This is a genomic window from Aeromonas aquatilis (assembly GCF_054052405.1).
The window spans coordinates 1-330 of the sequence record NZ_JBSTYP010000198.1; the positions used below are offsets into that span (position 1 = coordinate 1).

At 59.1% G+C, this 330-nt stretch carries 2 pseudogenes; both read right to left on the reverse strand.

Going from position 1 to position 330, the window contains the following annotated elements:
* A pseudogene (locus ACW5W8_RS23995) lies at positions 1-91 on the reverse strand (phage tail tube protein); the annotation flags it as partial.
* Positions 91-330, reverse strand: a pseudogene (locus ACW5W8_RS24000) (phage tail terminator protein); the annotation flags it as partial. The pseudogenes ACW5W8_RS23995 and ACW5W8_RS24000, both read right to left, overlap by 1 nt.

A 330-nucleotide genomic window follows, 5' to 3' on the forward strand; every position in this document is an offset into this window, starting at 1 on the left:
CCACATCGATGGGGCCAATCACCCCGGCCGAGACCCCGTTGGTAAAGGTCTCGATAAAGAGATCCCCTTCCAGGTGCAGTGTTTCGCTCATTATCGCTCTCCTTTAAATTTCACTCGGGTAGTAAAGGCAAGCGGCAAATAAGCCGCACCGCCGCTGTAACTGGGTTTGACCGGTGGGGTGACCCGGCGAAAGGTACTGTCACCACATGCTCGCCCACTGACTGCCTGCAGGATGCGGGCAAGCCACACTCCGGCACTGACCTCCTTGGGGCTGGCACGATGCACCAGCACCAGCAACCAGAGCTGATCAAAGCTGCTGGCCCGGCCTGA